The organism is Solimonas sp. SE-A11 (assembly GCF_030345715.1).
GTDB lineage: Bacteria > Pseudomonadota > Gammaproteobacteria > Nevskiales > Nevskiaceae > Solimonas_A.
In genome coordinates this window covers 116,406-132,976 of sequence record NZ_JAUASX010000002.1, presented here as the reverse complement: position 1 = coordinate 132,976, position 16,571 = coordinate 116,406, and the positions used below count along the sequence as shown (strand labels likewise).

The following is a 16,571-nucleotide window of genomic DNA, read 5'->3' as shown; positions in this document are numbered from 1 at the left end:
GCATCAGACCTCGCGATGCTCAGATGCCAGCCAGCAGGCCGCAGCCGACCGCGGCCAGGCCGATGCCACTGGCGCGCAGTCCCGTGGCGGCACCCCGGTGGATCGCCAGGCTTGCCAGGGCGATGCCGCAGAGATGCAGCAGCGCGGTGGCCGACAGGAAGCCGGCGAAGAAGGCTTGCCGCGGCGCATCGACCGGAATCTCGGCGCCATGGGCCCAGCCATGGGCCAGGCCCATCGCGAGGACCAGGGTTACGCTCACGCCGAGAGGCAGCCTGCGGGCCGCCGCGAGCAGGGCGCCCAGCGCGATCAGCGAGGCGGCGATCAGGGTTTCGACCAGCCCGCTGCCGCCGATGCGCTCGCCGGCCGTGGCGCCCACGGCCACAGCCAGCACGAATAGGGCCGGGAGCGTCAGTAGCGAGGCCCATGTCCTCGGCTCGCTCGCGCCGGCGGGGCTGCCCTGCATCTGGCGGGCCCACAGGCCGATGGCCAGCATCGCCAGCAGGTGGTCGAGCCCGAGCCAGGGATGCAGGAAGCCGTCGCGCAGGGCGAAGCCGGCGTGGCCGGGGTGGGCCTGGGCGATCACCGGGACGCACAGCAGCGCAAGCAGGGCGATCCGGCGCAGCGATAAAGGAAAGGGCTTCACGAGACGGTGCTCCATGGGGCTATGAGGGCTATTGATTGAGGATACGTACGGCTCTGGCGGCGGCGGCCGCGCGGTTTTCGACGCCGAGCTTCTCGAAGACCGTTTCGAGGTGCTTGTTCACCGTGCGGTGGCTGATGCCGAGGATCTCGCTGATCTCGCGATTGGCCTTGCCGCGGCTGATCCACACCAGCACGTCGGCTTCCCGGGCGGTGAGCGACAGGGCGTCCTGCAGCGTCCGCTCCTCGCGGCCGGGGCTGACGTCGGCGAGGCGGAACAGGAACTCCGAGGGGCCGGTGGTGCCGATGTAGGAGAACTCCAGGCGGCGGCCCTCGGCCTCGACGAAGGCGCTGTCCTGCGCGTCGGTGCCCTGCTGGCGCAACTGGCGCAGGCGCTCGGCGACCGACATCGGCAGGCCGTGGCCTTCGCTGCTGGAGAACAGCTCGGACAGCAGTTGCGCGGCGCGCGGCGTACACCACTGCAGCTGGCCCTGCTGGTCGGTGGACAGCAGGAAACGGCCGGTGGCATCCAGGGCGGCCCGGGTGCCGTGGGCGAGGCGTGCATTGGCCAGGTGTACGCGGATGCGCGCCAGCAGCTCGTCGACCACGATGGGTTTGGTGACGTAGTCGACGCCGCCGACGTCCAGGCCCTTGACCACATGCCAGCTCTCCGAGAGGCCGGTCATGAAGATCACCGGCACGTGTGCCAGCTGCTTGTCCTGCTTGAGGCGGCGGCAGGTTTCGAAGCCGTCGATGCCCGGCATCATCGCGTCCATCAGGATCAGGTCCGGGGTGATCTGGTCCACCAGCGCCAGCGCACTCAGACCGTCGGTGGCGACCAGCACGGTGACGCCGACCTGGTCGAGCGTGTCGGTGAGGAAGCTCAGGTTGCCCGGTGTGTCGTCGACCACCAGTACGATGTCGCGCCGCTTGGTGGCCGTGTCATGCATCGCGGGCGACCTCTTCGCGCACGCTGTCGAGCAGCTGCGCGTAGCCCTTCATGTCGAAGGCGGCAACCAGGCTCAGGAGGCGCTGCGCGAAGGCCTCGCTTTCCGGCACCTGGGCCTGCATCTCGCGAAGCTTGGCCTCGATGCCGCGCACGTGGCCGATGCGGCCGAGGCGCACGAGTTCGTCCACGAACTGGCGGGCCGACTGGGGCGGGCGTTCGTTGGCGGCCAGGGCGGGCAGTGGTTCGCGCTCCGGCTCCTCGCCCTCGTAGACCCAGCGCAGACCCAGCAGCGTGCCGATGCGCTCCAGCAGGCTATCGACGTCGATGGGCTTGATCAGGAAGGCGTCATGCACGGCGTTGCCGTCGCCCCCCGGGCTGTAGTCATGGGCATTGGCCGAGACCATCATGATCTTCGGCTGCGGCGCTTCCAGCGCCCGCAGGGTTTCGGCGACCTGCCAGCCGTTCATGCCGGGCATGGCGATGTCGAGCATGACCAGGTGCGGGTTGCATTCGCTGGCCAGTTCCAGGCCGCCGAGGCCGTCGCTGGCGGCGAACAGGTTGATGCCCAGCGGGCGCAGGATGCCCTCCATGAGGCCGCGATGGGCGGGATCGTCGTCGGCCATCAGCACGGTCACGCGCGGGCCGAGGTAGCCGACGATGCGGCGCCGCTCGGTGCTGATGCTGCCGGCCGCGGCCTGCGACAGGTACAGGCGCACCGAGAACAGGCTGCCCTGGCCGGGCGTGCTGCGCACGGCGATCTCGCCACCCATGATCTGTACCAGGACCTTGGTGATGGTCAGGCCGAGGCCGACGCCGGGCACGGCCTCGATGCCGGGCATGCCGCCGCGCTCGAAGGGCTTGAAGATACTGTCCAGGTCCTCTGGACGGATGCCGATGCCGCTGTCGCTGATCTCGAACTCGGCGACCTGGCTGGACGGGTAGCGGACTGCCAGGCCCACATGCCCGTCGCGGGTGTACTTGATGGCGTTGGACAGCAGGTTGATCAGGATCTGGCGCAGACGCTTCTGGTCGGCGTTGACTGCGGCGGGCAGCTGCTGCGGCCGCGTGTAGCGGAACTCGATGCCCTTGGCCGCGGCCTGCATGCGGAACATGTCGGACATCTGGTCGAGGAATTCGGCGAAGGGCACCTTGTCGCGGCTGAGGCGCAGGACGCCGCTCTCGATCTTGGAGATGTCGAGCAGGCCATCGACCAGGTTGGACAGGTGTCCGGCGCTGCGGCGGATGACCTGGATCGCGTTCTCCGGCCGGGCGGTGCCGCGCTCCAGCAGTTGTGCATAGCCGAGGATGGCGTTGAGCGGCGAGCGGATCTCGTGACTCATGCCGACGATGTAGCGGCTCTTGGCCTCGTTGGCACTCTCGGCGAGCTCCTTGGCCTTCTGCAGGGCCGCGTCGGTCTTCTCGTGCGCCTCGATCTCGTCCATCAGCATCGCGGTCTGGTGGCGGGTCTCCTGCTCGGCAGCCTGGCGGCTGTGCTGGGCCAGCACCAGCAGCCAGGCCGATACCCCGGTAACCACCAGCAGCGTGAAGAACACGATCATCAGGGCGTGGCCGACCACCTCGGCCTCCGCGGGCGAGGCGGCGACGTACTGCAGGTAGATGAAGCCCAGCAGCGAGCCGACGACCAGGTTGAACAGCAGGAAGGTGCCGACGAACTGGCCGGTGCCGCCGTACTCGCCGCTGAGCCAGCGCTGCGGCAGGAAGCGCGACAGCAGCTGGGTGACCTGTTCGTTGAAGCGGCTGTTGGTCTTGCAGGTGTCGTGGCAGCGCGCATCCAGGGTGCAGCACAGCGAGCAGATCGGGCCGTTGTAGGCCGGGCACAAGGCCATGTCGTTGCGCTCGAAGCTGTTCTCGCAGATGGAGCAGAACTGCTCGGCGCGCGTGGACAGGCCGTCCGGGCGGCGCGCGATGTAGTAGCGGCCCCGGGTCAGCCAGGCGATCAGCGGCGCCATCGCGAAGGCGACGAACAGGCCCACGAAGGGGGAGAGCGCCTGGGCCATGGGACCCAGTGTGCCGACGAAGGCGGTGGTCGAAACGATGATCGAGGCGGCCATGGCGCCGACGCCGACCGGGTTGATGTCGTACAGGTGGGCGCGCTTGAACTCGATGCCGGCGGGGCTCAGGCCCAGGCGCTTGTTGATGACCAGGTCGGCGGTCAGGGCACCGATCCAGGCTACGGCGAAGTTGGCGTAGAGCACCAGCACGGTCTCGATGACGCGCAGGATGCCGACCTGCATCAGCAGCAGGGCCAGCAGCACGTTGAACACCAGCCACACCACGCGGCCCGGATGCGCATGGGTCAGGCGCGAAAAGAAGTTGGACCAGGCGATCGAGCCGGCGTAGGCATTGGTCACGTTGATCTTGAGCTGGCAGGTGATGACGAAGACGCCGGTCAGCACCAGGGCGACGAGGGGCGAGCCGATCATTTCGCGGAACACGACGAAGAACATCTCCGCCGGCTCCGCCGCGCTGGACTCGCTGAGTCCGTGGTTGAGCGCGAAGTAGGCCAGGAAGGAGCCGGCCATCAGCTTGATGCCACCCATCAGGACCCAGCCCGGCCCGGTGGTCAGCAGCGCGGTCCACCAGCGCCAGCGGCCGATCTTCTGGCTATCCGGCAGGAAGCGCAGGTAGTCCGCCTGCTCGCCGATCTGTGGCAGCAGCGACAGCAGGGTGGAGGCGCAGATCGCCAGGTACATGGGATCGAGACTGCCGTCCGCAGCGCCCTGGCGGCCGGGGAAGTGCATCCAGCCGGCCATCTGCTGGCTGCCGGACAGCAGCAGGAACACGAAGGGCGCGAACTGCAGGATCAGCCAGACCGGCTGTGTGGCAAGCTGCACGCGGCTGATCATGCGGATGCCGTAGATGGCGATGGGTATCACCAGCAGGGCGCTGACGATGTGGCCCAGCCACAGCGGAATGTCGAACAGCAGGTGCAGGGCACCGGACATGATGCTGGCCTCGATCGCCAGCAGCAGGAAGGTGAACGAGGCATAGATCAGCGAGGTGATCGTGGAGCCCATGTAGCCGAAGCCGGCACCGCGGGTCAGCAGATCGATGTCGAGGCCGAAGCGCGCGGCATAGCGGGCGATGGGCAGGCCGATGAAGAACATCAGCGCGCAGACCAGGGCGATGGCGGTGGCGGCGTTGGCGAAGCCGTAGGCCAGGGTCAGTGTGGCGCCGATGGCCTCGCAGGCCAGGAAGGAAATGGCGCCGAAGGCGGTGTTGGCGACACGGAAGGACGAGTACTTGCGCGCCTTCTCGGCGGTATAGCGCAGCGCGTAATCCTCCAGCGTCTGGCTGCCCACCCACTTGTTGTACTGCCGGCGCTCGCGAACGATGCGCTGGCGGCTGCGCGCGGGCGGCGCCGTCTGCGGCTGCAGCGCCACCGTCACGGCAGGGCCCTATGGCCTGCCGCGGCGCTGCCGCTGCCTGTCCTCGAGTCTGTCCGGGCCATCTTCCTGCTTGTCCTCTCCACGCACGGTCGAATGATGCCGGGGCGCCTGGGCTTTGCATCTACGTCAAATACCCCACCCCCTTACGCCAATTACCCCATACCGGCCTTCCGACCCGCCGCCTAGCCTGTTCTGGCAGAGGGAGAGGGGCCGCCAACAGGGGGGCGGGGTCGGCGAAGCAAGAAGGATGCCGATACCCGGCCAATGCCTGCCCCCTCCGTCGGAATTTCTCGGGCTCGAGCCCATTGACGGATGCACTTACAGGGAGATGGAACGTGAGTAAGAAGGACACGGCAACGCGGCGCATGAACGGGATCGGCAAGCTCACGCGCTGGGCATCGGCGTTGATGGCCGCTGGCGCGATGGGCGCCATTCCCGTGGCACACGCCGAGATCGAGTTGGGCAAGGGCATCAGCATCACCGGCTTCCTGGACATGTCGTACTCGTCCGTGAGCCCGGACGCCGGCTCCAGCACGGAAAGCGTCGGCATCGACCAGTTCGAGATCGACTTCAAGTACGCCGGTTCGGACGGCGTTTCCGCCCAGGTCGACATCGAGTACGGCGAGGGCTTCGAAGGCAGCGGCGACGACACCTTTGTCGAGCAGGCTTTCATCACCAAGGCCTTCACCGAGCAGTTCAGCATGAAGGCCGGCCGCTTCCTGAGCTACAGCGGCTGGGAAACCGAGGAGCCGACCGGCCTGTACCAGTACAGCGGCACCGGCTATGCCAAGTACTTCTACGGCTACTACCAGAACGGCCTGTCGGCCTACTACAACGGCGGCAAGTTCGCGGTGATGGGCTCCGTCGTCGCCAGCGCCTTCAACCCGAACGACCGCAACAGCGTCGACGGCGTCGACGACAAGATGGGATACGAATTCGGCTTAGCCGTGATGCCGATCGAAGGCCTGACCGCGAAGGCGTTCTACATCATCGACAAGGACACCGACACGGACATCATCAACGCCTGGGTGTCCTACGCGGTCTCGGGATTCACCTTCGCGGGTGAGTACAACACGGTCGACTACGGTGATTCCAGCGCGGTCGTCAATGGCGATGGCGATGGCTACCTGCTGATGGCCAACTACGCCAAGGGCCCCTACGGCATCACACTGCGCTACCACGACTTCGAGATCAAGAACGCCGCCGGCGGCACGGTCGACGATGGCAGCGCCATCACCCTGTCGCCCAGCTACAAGGTCGGCGAAAACCTGCTGCTGGTGCTCGAGTACCGCAAGGACAGCTCCGACACCAACGGTGATTCGGACGCGTTCGCGCTCGAAGCCCTGTTCACGTTCTGATCCGGCCTCCCCGGCGTCATCACGCTGCGCCAGCCCTGACCGGCTGACGCAGCCAACCTCATACCAAAAACGGAGTCTCTATTCATGAAACTCAAATTCATCCTGACGGCCGCCGCGCTCGGCGTCGCCAGCTTCGCGGCCCAGGCGGCCGACACCATCAAGGTCGGCGTGCTGCACTCGCTGTCCGGCACGATGGCCATCTCCGAGACCACACTGAAGGACACCGTCCTGATGCTGATCGAGGAGCAGAACAAGAAGGGCGGCGTCATGGGCAAGAAGCTGGAAGCCGTGGTCGTGGACCCGGCCTCCAACTGGCCGCTGTTCGCCGAGAAGGCCGAGCAGCTGCTGGTCAAGGACAAGGTCGATGTGGTGTTCGGCTGCTGGACCTCGGTGTCGCGCAAGTCGGTGCTGCCGGTGTTCGAGAAGAACAACGGCCTGCTGTTCTACCCGGTTCAGTACGAGGGTGAAGAGTCCTCCAAGAACGTGTTCTACACCGGTGCCTCGCCCAACCAGCAGGCCATCCCTGCGGTGGACTACCTGATGAAGGATCTGGGCGTGAAGCGTTGGGTGCTGGCCGGCACCGACTACGTCTACCCGCGCACCACGAACAAGATTCTCGAGGCTTACCTCAAGAGCAAGGGCGTGAAGCCGGAAGACATCATGATCAACTACACGCCCTTCGGTCATTCCGACTGGCAGTCGATCGTGGCGGACATCAAGAAGTTCGGCTCGACGGGCAAGAAGACGGCGGTGGTCTCGACCATCAACGGCGACGCCAACGTGCCGTTCTACAAGGAACTGGGCAACCAGAAGATCTCGGCTGAGGACATCCCGGTGGTGGCCTTCTCGGTGGGTGAGGAGGAACTGGCGGGCCTCGACACCAAGCCCCTGGTCGGCCACCTGGCGGCCTGGAACTACTTCCAGAGCATCAACACCAAGGCCAACAAGGCCGAGATCGCCACCTGGCAGAAGTTCATCAAGAAGCCGGACCGCACCTTCAACGACCCGATGGAAGCGACCGTGATCGGCTTCAACCTCTGGGTCAAGGCGGTGGAGAAGGCCAAGACCACCGACGTGTCCAAGGTCAGCGACGCCATCATCGGCCTGGAAGTGCCCAACCTGACCGGCGGCACCGCCAAGATGCTGCCGAACCACCACCTGACCAAGCCGGTGTACATCGGCGAGATCCGCGAGGACGGCCAGTTCGACATCGTCTGGCAGACCAAGGGTGAAGTGGCGGGCGATGCCTGGTCCGACTACCTGCCGGGCAGCAAGGACGTGGAGGCTGACTGGGTGAAGCTCAAGTGCGGCAACTACAACACCAAGACCAAGAAGTGTTCGGGCCAGAACTACTGAGGCCCTGACGCGGAGGCCGGCTCCCGAAGGCGGGAGCCGGCTTTCCCGACCCTTTTCTAGGACTTGTCATCCATTTCCCCGTCGCAGCGACAGGGGCATCGATGAAAGGCCCTGACGTGGAAACGAACATGCAGCTCCGAAGGAATCAGCAGCGGCGGTACCGAGGTCGCTTCGCACTTCTGTGCCGGCCGCTGCTGCTTTTTATGCTCTGGCTGGGAGGCGCCGTCGCCTGGGCGCAGGCCCCCGCCGGCAACGAATTCGATACGGCCGTGGCGTCATTGCCGACGGCCTCCTACATGGATAAGGAAGCGCTGGCGGGGCAGATCGCCCGCAGCGGTCATCCCCAGGCCCAGGCGCTGCTGCAGGGCTGGCTGGACGGCAAGCTCTACGCCGATGCCTCCGGCCATATCTGGCTGGAGGGCGAGGGCGGCTACGTTGACCCCGCCAGCGGCAGCGCGGGCAAGGTCGAGGCCGATGACCTGGAGAAGATCGGCACCAACAACCGGCTGCGCAAGGGTCTCAAGGGCATGCTGGCGCAGTTCGCGCTGGCCAGCCCGACGGCCTCGGCGCGCATCCGGGCGGTGCGCGAGATGCGCCGCGAGCTGGACGAATCCGCGGTGGCGGCGCTGCAGGCGCGCCTGCAGCAGGAGACCGACGCCGCGGTGACAAACGAGATCGAGCTGGCGCTGGCGCTGGCCGAGCTGCAGGCCGGAGAACCGTCGCAGCGCCTGGCGGCCATCGCCAGCTTGGACGGAGACCGCAGCGCCGAGGTCTACAACAGCCTGTCGCAGATGGCGTCCGGCGACGAGGCCGACGCGGACGCCCAGGTGCGCGCCGCCGCCCTGGCGGCGGTGCGCAGCATCGAATCGTGGCGCAGCTTCTACCAGGGCGTGGAAACCCTGTTATTCGGCCTGAGCCTGGGCTCGGTGCTGGTACTGGCGGCCATCGGCCTGGCCATCACCTTCGGCGTGATGGGCGTGATCAACATGGCGCATGGCGAGCTGATCATGCTGGGCGCCTATACCGCCTACGTCATGCAGCTGCTGCTGCCGAACCACATCGGCCTGGCCCTGCTGCTGTCGATCCCGGTGGCCTTCATCGTCTCCGGCCTGGCGGGCGTCGCGATCGAGCGTGGCATCGTGCGGCATCTCTACGGGCGCCCGCTGGAAACCCTGCTGGCGACCTTCGGCCTGTCGCTGGTGCTGCAGCAGCTGGTGCGCTCGGTGTTCTCGCCGCTGAACCGCTCGGTGCAGACGCCGGGCTTCCTCAGCGGCTCGCTGCAGTTCAACGACTTGCTGTCGGTCACCTGGATTCGCCTCTACATCGTGCTGTTCATGCTGATTGTGTTCGCCGCGCTGTGGCTGACGCTGAACAAGACTTCGCTGGGCCTGAAGGTGCGGGCGGTGTCGCAGAACCGCCGCATGGCCACGGCTATGGGTATCGCCACCTCCCGAGTCGATGCGATGACCTTCGGCCTGGGTTCCGGCATTGCCGGCATCGCTGGCGTGGCGCTGTCGCAGCTGACCAATGTCGGACCCAACCTGGGGCAGGCCTACATCATCGATTCCTTCATGGTGGTGGTGTTCGGCGGCGTGGGCAATCTCTGGGGCACGCTGATCGGCGGCATGGCGCTGGGCGTGACGAACAAATTGCTGGAACCTTGGGTCGGCGCGGTGATGGCCAAGATCCTGGTGCTGGTGTTCATCATCCTGTTCATCCAGCGTCGCAAGCAGGGTCTGTTTCCGCAGAAAGGCCGCGCGGCGGAGGGCCACTGATGACTTTCATGGAACGATTGCTGGCCTGGCGCAATGAGCGCGGCGCCTTCGGCTTCTACGCCGTGCTGCTGGCCACCGCGGTGCTGGTGCCGCTGCTGAACCTGGCGGTGCCGGAGGGCTCGCCGCTGCACATGTCGACCTACACGGTGACCCTGGTCGGCAAGTACATGTCTTACGCGATCCTGGCGGTGGCGGTGGACCTGATCTGGGGCTATTGCGGCATCCTCAGCCTGGGTCACTCGGCGTTCTTCGCGCTGGGTGGCTATGCCATGGGCATGTACCTGATGCGCCAGATCGGCACGCGCGGCGTCTACGGCAATGCCGAGCTTCCGGACTTCATGGTGTTCCTGAACTGGAGCGAGCTGCCCTGGTACTGGCAGGGCTTCGACATGTTCTGGTTCGCGGCGATCATGGTGCTGCTGGCGCCGGGCCTGCTGGCCTACGTGTTCGGCTGGCTGGCGTTCCGCTCGCGCGTCACCGGCGTGTACCTGTCGATCATCACGCAGGCGCTGACCTATGCGCTGCTGCTGGCCTTCTTCCGCAACGAGATGGGCTTCGGGGGCAACAATGGCCTAACCGACTTCAAGGAGATCCTCGGCTTCGACCTGAAGGCGCCTGGCACGCGCATGGCTTTGTTCCTGGCGACGGCGCTGGCCCTGGGCGTGGCCTTTGCCGCCGGCCGCATGATCACCGGTTCGCGCCTGGGCCGCGTGGTACAGGCGGTGCGCGATGCGGAAAGCCGCACGCGTTTCATCGGCTACCGCGTGGAGTCCTACAAGCTCTGGCTATTCGTGTTCTCGGCGATGCTGGCCGGCGTGGCGGGCGCGCTGTACGTGCCGCAGGTGGGCATCATCAACCCCGGTGAGTTCAGCCCGATCAATTCGATCGAGGTGGTGATCTGGGTGGCGGTGGGTGGGCGCGGCACGCTCTACGGCGCGGTGCTGGGCGCGGTGGTGGTCAACTACGCCAAGACCTGGTTCACCACGGTGCTGCCCGATATCTGGCTCTATGCCTTGGGCACGCTGTTCGTGGTGGTGACGCTGTTCCTGCCGCAGGGCCTGGTGGGGCTGATCTCGAAGCTGAAGCTGCGCCGGGGTGCCGCATGAACGTCCCGCACGCCTTCTCCCGGTTGATCCCGGCACGCCTGCGGCCGTCGCCGCGCAGCGGCGACGTGTTCGAGCGGCACAATCCGCCGGGGCTGGACCTCAGCCACAACACAGTGCTGTACCTGGAGGACATCACGGTCAGCTTCGACGGCTTCCGCGCGCTGAACAAGCTGACCCTGTACGTGGAGGCCGGCGAACTGCGTTGCATCATCGGCCCCAACGGCGCCGGCAAGACCACGATGATGGACGTGATCACCGGCAAGACCCGGCCGGACAGCGGCACGGCCTGGTTTGGCCAGACCATCGACCTGCTGGGCATGAGCGAACCGCAGATCGCACAGGCCGGCATCGGCCGCAAGTTCCAGAAGCCGACAGTGTTCGAGCAGCACACGGTGTTCCAGAACCTGGAGCTGGCCATGGCCGGCGACAAGTCGGTGTGGAAGATGTTGTTCGCCAAGCTCAGCCCGGCGCAACTGCTGCGGATCGACGAGGTGCTGGAGACCATCGGCCTGAAGGAGCACCGCGGCGCGCTGGCCGGGGTGTTGTCGCACGGCCAGAAGCAGTGGCTAGAGATCGGCATGCTGCTGATGCAGGAGCCGCAGCTGCTGCTGGTGGACGAGCCGGTGGCCGGCATGACTCCGCAGGAGACCGAGCGGACCGCGGAGCTGCTGCTGTCGCTGGCGGGCAAGCATTCGGTGGTGGTGGTGGAGCACGACATGGATTTCGTGCGCTCCATCGCGCGGCAGGTGACGGTGCTGCATGAGGGCAGTGTGCTGGCGGAGGGCTCGATCGACGAGGTGCAGAACGATCCGAGGGTGGTCGAGGTCTACCTGGGAGAACCGCGATGCTGAGCGTCAAGGGCGTCAACCAGTTCTATGGCGGCAGCCATACACTCTGGGACGTGGACCTGGAGGTGGCGACCGGTTCCGTGACCTGCCTGATGGGCCGCAACGGCATGGGCAAGACCACACTGCTGCGTGCGGTGATGGGGCTGCTGCCGGTGGCCAGCGGCGAGATCCTCTACGAGGGCAAGGACATCCGCCGGGTGGCGGCTGACCGTCGTGCCGGCATGGGGATCGGCTACGTGCCGCAGGGGCGCGAGATCTTCCCGCAGCTCACGGTGGAGGAGAACCTGCGACTGGGGCTGTACGTGCGCAAGAGCGGCCAGGCGGAGGCGCTGGAGAAGGTCTATTCCACCTTCCCGGTGCTCAAGCAGATGGCACGCCGCCGTGGCGGCGACCTGTCCGGCGGCCAGCAGCAGCAGCTGGCGATCGGCCGCGCGCTGATCTACGACCCGCGCCTGCTGATCCTGGACGAGCCCTGCGAGGGCATCCAGCCGAACATCGTGCAGGAGATCGGTGACCTGATCCTGCGACTTAACCAGGATACCGGCCTGACCGTGCTGCTGGTGGAGCAGAAGCTGCCTTTTGCGCGCCGCGTGGCCAGCGAGTTCCGCATCCTGGACAAGGGGCGGGTGGTGGCGCAGGGGGCGATCCCGGCGCTCAGCGATGAACTGGTGAAGCATCACCTGACGGTGTGATCCGTCTCACGTAGGAGCGGCCGTTGGGCCGCGATCCACCCATTCGCGGCCAACGGCCGCTCCTACGGGGCCATCAGGCGCCGACCTGCTTGTGTCTCGGGCAGCTCACCAGGTGGTCGTTGACCATGCCCGTGGCCTGCATGTGGGCATAGATGATGGTGCTGCCGACGAACTTGAAGCCGCGCTTCTGCAGGTCCTTGCTGTAGCGGTCGGAGATCTCGGTGCGGGCCGGGACTTCCTTGAGCGACTTCCAGCGGTTCACCACCGGCTTGCCACCGACGAAGCTCCACTGGTAGGCGTCGAAGCTGCCGAACTCCTTCTGCACGGCCAGGAATGCCTGGGCGTTGGCGCGTGCGGCCCAGACCTTGAGGCGGTTGCGGATGATGCCGGGGTCCAGCAGCAGCTTCTCCAGCTTGGCGTCGGTGTAGCGCGCGACCTTCTGCGGGTCGAAGTCGGCGAAGGCCTTGCGGTAGCCGTCGCGGCGCTCGAGGATCGTGCGCCAGGACAGGCCGGCCTGGGCGCCTTCCAGGATCAGGAACTCGAAGAGCACACGGTCGTCGTGGACCGGCACGCCCCATTCGCGGTCGTGGTATTCGCGGTACTGCGGGGTGGACAGGCACCAGGGGCAGGGTTCGGCGGCGACGGGCATGCGGCGGCCCCGGCTCAGACGAAGTTCATGCGCTGGCCGCGCGGCCCGCCGACGACCTGGCCGTCCTGGTAGACGATGTTGCCGTTGACCCAGGTGGCGAGGATGCTGGCGGGGAAGGTGCGGCCTTCTACCGGCGACCAGCCGCACTTGTAGAGGATGTCCTGCTTGCGCGCGGTGGTGCTGCCATGCGGGTCCACCAGCACCAGGTCGGCCCAATAGCCCTCGCGGATGTAGCCGCGGTCCGGGATGCCGAAGCGGTCGGCGACGGCGTGGCTGGTCTTCTGCACGACGGTGCGCATGTTCATCTCGCCGCGCTTGACCAGGTCGATCAGCATCAGCAGGGAGTGCTGCACCAGCGGGAGGCCCGAGGGCGCCTTGAAGTACTTGTTGGCCTTTTCCTCGGCAGTGTGCGGGGCGTGGTCGGTGGCGACGATGTCGATGCGGTCTTCCATCACGGCGCGGACCAGCGCGCGGCGGTCCTCCGGGGTCTTGATGGCGGGGTTGCACTTGATCAGCGCGCCGAGGGCGGCGTAGTCGCGGTCGTCCATGTAGAGGTGATGCACGCAGGCCTCCACGGTGATCTTCTTGCCCTTGATCGGGCCGGGGGTGAAGAACTCCAGCTCGCGTGCGGTGGTCAGGTGCAGCACGTGCAGGTCGGCGTTGTGCTTTTTGGCCAGCGTGGTGGCCAGCAGCGTGGATTCGTAGCAGGCCTCGGCGGAGCGGATGTTGGGGTGCTCGGACCAGGGCACGTCCTCGCCGTACTTCTGGCGGGCGGCCTCCTCGTTGGCCTTGATCATCGGGGTGTCTTCGCAGTGCGTCACCACCATCATGGGGGCGCGCTCGAAGATGCCGTTGAGGGTGGTGGGGTTGTCGACCAGCATGTTGCCGGTGGAGGCGCCCATGAACACCTTGATGGCGCAGGCCTCGTTGCGCTGCAGGGCGGCGATCTCCTCGAGATTGTCGTTGGCACCGCCGAAGTAGAAGGCGTAGTTGGCGAAGCTGCGGCCCTCGGCCATGGCGTACTTCTGGCGCTGCAACTCCCGCGTGGTGATCGCCGGGATGTTGTTCGGCATGTCGAAGTAAGACGTGGTGCCGCCGGCCACCGCGGCGCGCGACTCGGTGTAGAGGTCGCCCTTGTGGGTCAGGCCAGGTTCGCGGAAGTGGACCTGGTCGTCGATCACCCCGGGCAGCAGCCACTGGCCCTTGGCGTCGTAGACCTGGACCCCGGCGGGGGCGTTGATCTTGCGGGCGATCTTCTCGATGCGGCCGTTGACGATCAGCAGGTCGGCGGCGGTTTCATGGCCTTCGTTGATGATGTGGGCGTTGGTGATCAACATCGGGGGCCTCCGGGCGGGTAGTCCGGCCGATTTTACGCCTTTGCCGGGCCGTCAGGGCTGGGCGTGTGGGCCGGGCCGGGGCTCGCTATGATGGGCCTCCGGCACCAGACCGGGGCTAGCCTGCAGCCAGCGAGGAGACCCAATGAGCGAAGAAGTCCACTACGGTGCCTGCAACCTCTGCGAGGCGATCTGCGGCCTGGAGTTCCGGGTGCGCGACGGGCGTATCGTCTCGATCCGCGGCGATGACAAGGACCCGTTGTCGCGGGGGCATATCTGTCCCAAGGCCGTGGCGCTGCAGGACCTGCACGAAGACTCGGACCGCCTGCGGCGACCGCTCAAGCGTGTGGGTGAACGCTGGGAGGAGGTCGGCTGGGACGAGGCGCTGGACGAGATCGCCGACCGTCTGGTGGCGGTGCAGCGCCAGCATGGCGTCAACAGCGTCGCGGCCTACCTGGGCAACCCCAGTGTGCACAACTGGGGCAACCTCACCCATAGCGCCGCACTGTTCGGCCCGCTGAAGACGCGCAGCCGCTATTCCGCCACCTCGGTGGACCAGTTGCCGCACCAGCTGGTGGCCTACTGGCTCTATGGGCACCAACTGCTGCTTCCGGTGCCGGACATCGACCGCAGCCAGTACATCCTGATGCTGGGCGCCAATCCCATGGCCTCCAATGGCAGCCTGTGGACGGTGCCGGACTTCCGCAACCGACTGAAGGCGATGCAGGCCCGCGGCGGCCGGCTGGTGCTGATCGACCCGCGCCGCACGGAAACGGCCGAGGTCGCGGACGAGCACCACTTCATCCGCCCCGGCAGCGACGCGGCCCTGCTGCTGGCCCTGCTCAACGTGGTGCTGAACGAAGGCCTGGCCAAGCCCGGCCGGCTGGCTCAGTTCACCGATGGCCTGGACCAGGCCGCGGAGGCGCTGCGCAGCTATACGCCTGAGCGCGCCGCGGCCGTCACCGGCATCGGGGCGGACGACATCCGGCGCATTGCACGCGACCTGGCAGCGGCGCCGACCGCCGCAGTCTATGGTCGCATGGGCGTGTCGACGCAGGCTTTCGGCACGCTGTGCCAGTGGGCCATCCAGCTGCTCAATATCGCCACCGGCAATCTCGACCGCGAGGGCGGCGTGATGCTGCCGCATCCGGCGGTGGACCTGATCAAGGGCGGCAATTCCAAGCCCGGCCACTACGCCGCCTGGAAGACCCGCGTCCGCGGCCTGCCGGAGTTCGGCGGCGAGCTGCCGGTGTCGGCGCTGGCGGAAGAGATCCTGACGCCCGGCGAGGGCCAGGTGCGGGCGCTGATCACCATCGCCGGCAACCCGGTGCTGTCCACGCCCAATGGCCGGCAGCTCGACCAGGCGCTGGAGCAGCTCGACCTGATGGTCTGCGTGGATACCTACCTCAACGAGACCACGCGGCACGCGCATTTCATCCTGCCGCCCACCGGTGGCCTGGAGCACGATCACTACGACCTGGTGTTCCACCACTTGGCGGTGCGCAACACCGCCAAGTACAGCCCGGCCATCTTCCCCAAGCCCAAGGGCGCGTTGCACGACTGGGAAATCTTCGCCAGGCTGGGCCGGCGCCTGCGCGAGCGCCAGGACGAGCGCCCTCGCGGGTCGCTGATGAAGCGGCTCAGCGCCAAGCTCAAGGATGAGTTCTTGCTGCGTGCGCCGCCGCATCGCATCCTGGACCTGGGCCTGCGCCTGGGGCCCTACGGCCGCAAGGCGCCACAGAGGCTGAGCCTGGCCAAGCTCAAGGCCCATCCGCATGGGGTGGACCTGGGGCCGCTGCGCCCGGCATTGCCGCAACGGCTGCATGGCAAGAGCAAGCGTATCGCCGCGGCCCCCGCGGCGGTGCTGGCCGACCTGCAGCGTTTCGAGCGCGAGCTGCTGTCGCAGGAAGCGGCGGCACCGCGGCCGGGCGAGCTGTGGCTGATCGGCCGCCGTCACGTGCGCAGCAACAATTCCTGGATGCACAACTCGCAGCGGCTGGTGAAAGGCAAGCCGCGTCATCAGCTGTTCATGCATCCGCAGGATCTCGCGGCGCGCGGCCTGGCCGATGGGCAGATGGTGCGGGTCAGTTCCCGTGTCGGCAGCGTGGACGTGGAGATGCAGGCCACCGAGGACATCATGCCCGGCGTGGTCTCGCTGCCGCACGGCTGGGGGCATGCACGTCCGGGTGTGAAGCTGCGCATCGCCCAGGCGCAGGCGGGGCAGAGCGCCAATGACCTCACCGACGACCAGGCGCTGGACGCACTGTCCGGCAACGCCGCGCTCAATGGTATTCCGGTGACGGTGGAAGCGGCGAGGGTGCGGGCCGCCTGACGGATCGGGGAGTAAAAGCGGACCTGCGGCACACCTGACGACCGGACCACGTTGTCCGGGGCCATGGGCTCCAGTAGATTGGCGCCTGCATTTCGCCGCAGACGCACCGACTCCCGGGGAGAG

12 protein-coding genes are annotated in these 16,571 nt (G+C 66.9%); 7 read left to right on the top strand and 5 right to left on the bottom strand.

Annotated elements, in window-relative coordinates:
• Window positions 1–19 precede the first annotated feature (19 nt).
• Genes QT386_RS04085 through QT386_RS04075 form a run of 3 tightly spaced genes read right to left on the bottom strand, consistent with a single transcriptional unit; the run spans window position 20 to window position 4,992 of the window.
• Window positions 20–643, bottom strand: a complete 624-nt coding sequence (locus QT386_RS04085; protein ID WP_289272468.1) for a HupE/UreJ family protein — start codon at window positions 641–643, stop codon at window positions 20–22.
• 28 nt (window positions 644–671) lie between these two features.
• Window positions 672–1,589, bottom strand: coding sequence for a response regulator transcription factor (locus QT386_RS04080; RefSeq protein WP_289272467.1), 918 nt, complete (start codon window positions 1,587–1,589; stop codon window positions 672–674).
• Window positions 1,582–4,992 (bottom strand): ATP-binding protein, encoded by a 3,411-nt coding sequence (locus tag QT386_RS04075; protein WP_367401388.1) that lies wholly within the window; start codon window positions 4,990–4,992, stop codon window positions 1,582–1,584. The genes QT386_RS04080 and QT386_RS04075 overlap by 8 nt, the downstream gene beginning before the upstream one ends.
• A gap of 341 nt (window positions 4,993–5,333) precedes the next feature.
• On the opposite strand from QT386_RS04075, the gene QT386_RS04070 reads away from it, so the two are divergent.
• The 6 genes from QT386_RS04070 to urtE all read left to right on the top strand — a co-directional run bounded on the left by QT386_RS04070 (window position 5,334) and on the right by urtE (window position 12,133).
• Window positions 5,334–6,356, top strand: a complete 1,023-nt coding sequence (locus QT386_RS04070; RefSeq protein ID WP_289272465.1) for an outer membrane beta-barrel protein — start codon at window positions 5,334–5,336, stop codon at window positions 6,354–6,356.
• An 84-nt stretch (window positions 6,357–6,440) separates the two neighbouring features.
• Complete coding sequence (gene urtA, locus QT386_RS04065) at window positions 6,441–7,712, top strand: urea ABC transporter substrate-binding protein (RefSeq protein ID WP_289272464.1); 1,272 nt, start codon at window positions 6,441–6,443, stop codon at window positions 7,710–7,712.
• A gap of 203 nt (window positions 7,713–7,915) precedes the next feature.
• Complete coding sequence (gene urtB / locus QT386_RS04060) at window positions 7,916–9,487, top strand: urea ABC transporter permease subunit UrtB (protein ID WP_289272463.1); 1,572 nt, start codon at window positions 7,916–7,918, stop codon at window positions 9,485–9,487.
• On the top strand, window positions 9,487–10,593 hold the full coding sequence (urtC, locus tag QT386_RS04055; RefSeq protein WP_289272462.1) for an urea ABC transporter permease subunit UrtC: 1,107 nt from the start codon (window positions 9,487–9,489) through the stop codon (window positions 10,591–10,593). The genes urtB and urtC overlap by 1 nt, the downstream gene beginning before the upstream one ends.
• Window positions 10,590–11,444 carry an urea ABC transporter ATP-binding protein UrtD gene (gene urtD, locus QT386_RS04050; RefSeq protein ID WP_289272461.1) on the top strand — a complete coding sequence of 285 codons (855 nt, stop codon included), beginning with the start codon at window positions 10,590–10,592 and terminating at the stop codon, window positions 11,442–11,444. The genes urtC and urtD overlap by 4 nt, the downstream gene beginning before the upstream one ends.
• The gene (gene urtE / locus QT386_RS04045) at window positions 11,438–12,133 is read left to right on the top strand and encodes an urea ABC transporter ATP-binding subunit UrtE (protein ID WP_289272460.1); all 696 of its coding nucleotides are present in this window, start codon (window positions 11,438–11,440) and stop codon (window positions 12,131–12,133) included. The genes urtD and urtE overlap by 7 nt, the downstream gene beginning before the upstream one ends.
• Before the next feature lie 73 nt (window positions 12,134–12,206).
• On the opposite strand, the gene QT386_RS04040 is transcribed toward urtE, so the two are convergent.
• On the bottom strand, window positions 12,207–12,782 hold the full coding sequence (locus tag QT386_RS04040) for a DNA-3-methyladenine glycosylase I (RefSeq protein WP_289272459.1): 576 nt from the start codon (window positions 12,780–12,782) through the stop codon (window positions 12,207–12,209).
• Between the two features lie 14 nt (window positions 12,783–12,796).
• The gene (locus tag QT386_RS04035) at window positions 12,797–14,119 is read right to left on the bottom strand and encodes a dihydroorotase (protein ID WP_289272458.1); all 1,323 of its coding nucleotides are present in this window, start codon (window positions 14,117–14,119) and stop codon (window positions 12,797–12,799) included.
• A 142-nt stretch (window positions 14,120–14,261) separates the two neighbouring features.
• On the opposite strand from QT386_RS04035, the gene QT386_RS04030 reads away from it, so the two are divergent.
• Window positions 14,262–16,448: a molybdopterin oxidoreductase family protein gene (locus tag QT386_RS04030; RefSeq protein WP_289272457.1), complete on the top strand. Its 2,187-nt coding sequence runs from the start codon at window positions 14,262–14,264 to the stop codon at window positions 16,446–16,448.
• Window positions 16,449–16,571 lie beyond the last annotated feature (123 nt).

Coding starts and splice junctions, on each gene's coding strand:
- QT386_RS04080 (WP_289272467.1), bottom strand. CDS start 1,589: ATGCATGACACGGCCACCAAGCGGCGCGACATCGTACTGGTGGTCGAC.
- urtA (WP_289272464.1), top strand. CDS start 6,441: ATGAAACTCAAATTCATCCTGACGGCCGCCGCGCTCGGCGTCGCCAGC.
- urtB (WP_289272463.1), top strand. CDS start 7,916: ATGCTCTGGCTGGGAGGCGCCGTCGCCTGGGCGCAGGCCCCCGCCGGC.
- urtC (WP_289272462.1), top strand. CDS start 9,487: ATGACTTTCATGGAACGATTGCTGGCCTGGCGCAATGAGCGCGGCGCC.
- urtD (WP_289272461.1), top strand. CDS start 10,590: ATGAACGTCCCGCACGCCTTCTCCCGGTTGATCCCGGCACGCCTGCGG.
- urtE (WP_289272460.1), top strand. CDS start 11,438: ATGCTGAGCGTCAAGGGCGTCAACCAGTTCTATGGCGGCAGCCATACA.
- QT386_RS04040 (WP_289272459.1), bottom strand. CDS start 12,782: ATGCCCGTCGCCGCCGAACCCTGCCCCTGGTGCCTGTCCACCCCGCAG.
- QT386_RS04035 (WP_289272458.1), bottom strand. CDS start 14,119: ATGTTGATCACCAACGCCCACATCATCAACGAAGGCCATGAAACCGCC.
- QT386_RS04030 (WP_289272457.1), top strand. CDS start 14,262: ATGAGCGAAGAAGTCCACTACGGTGCCTGCAACCTCTGCGAGGCGATC.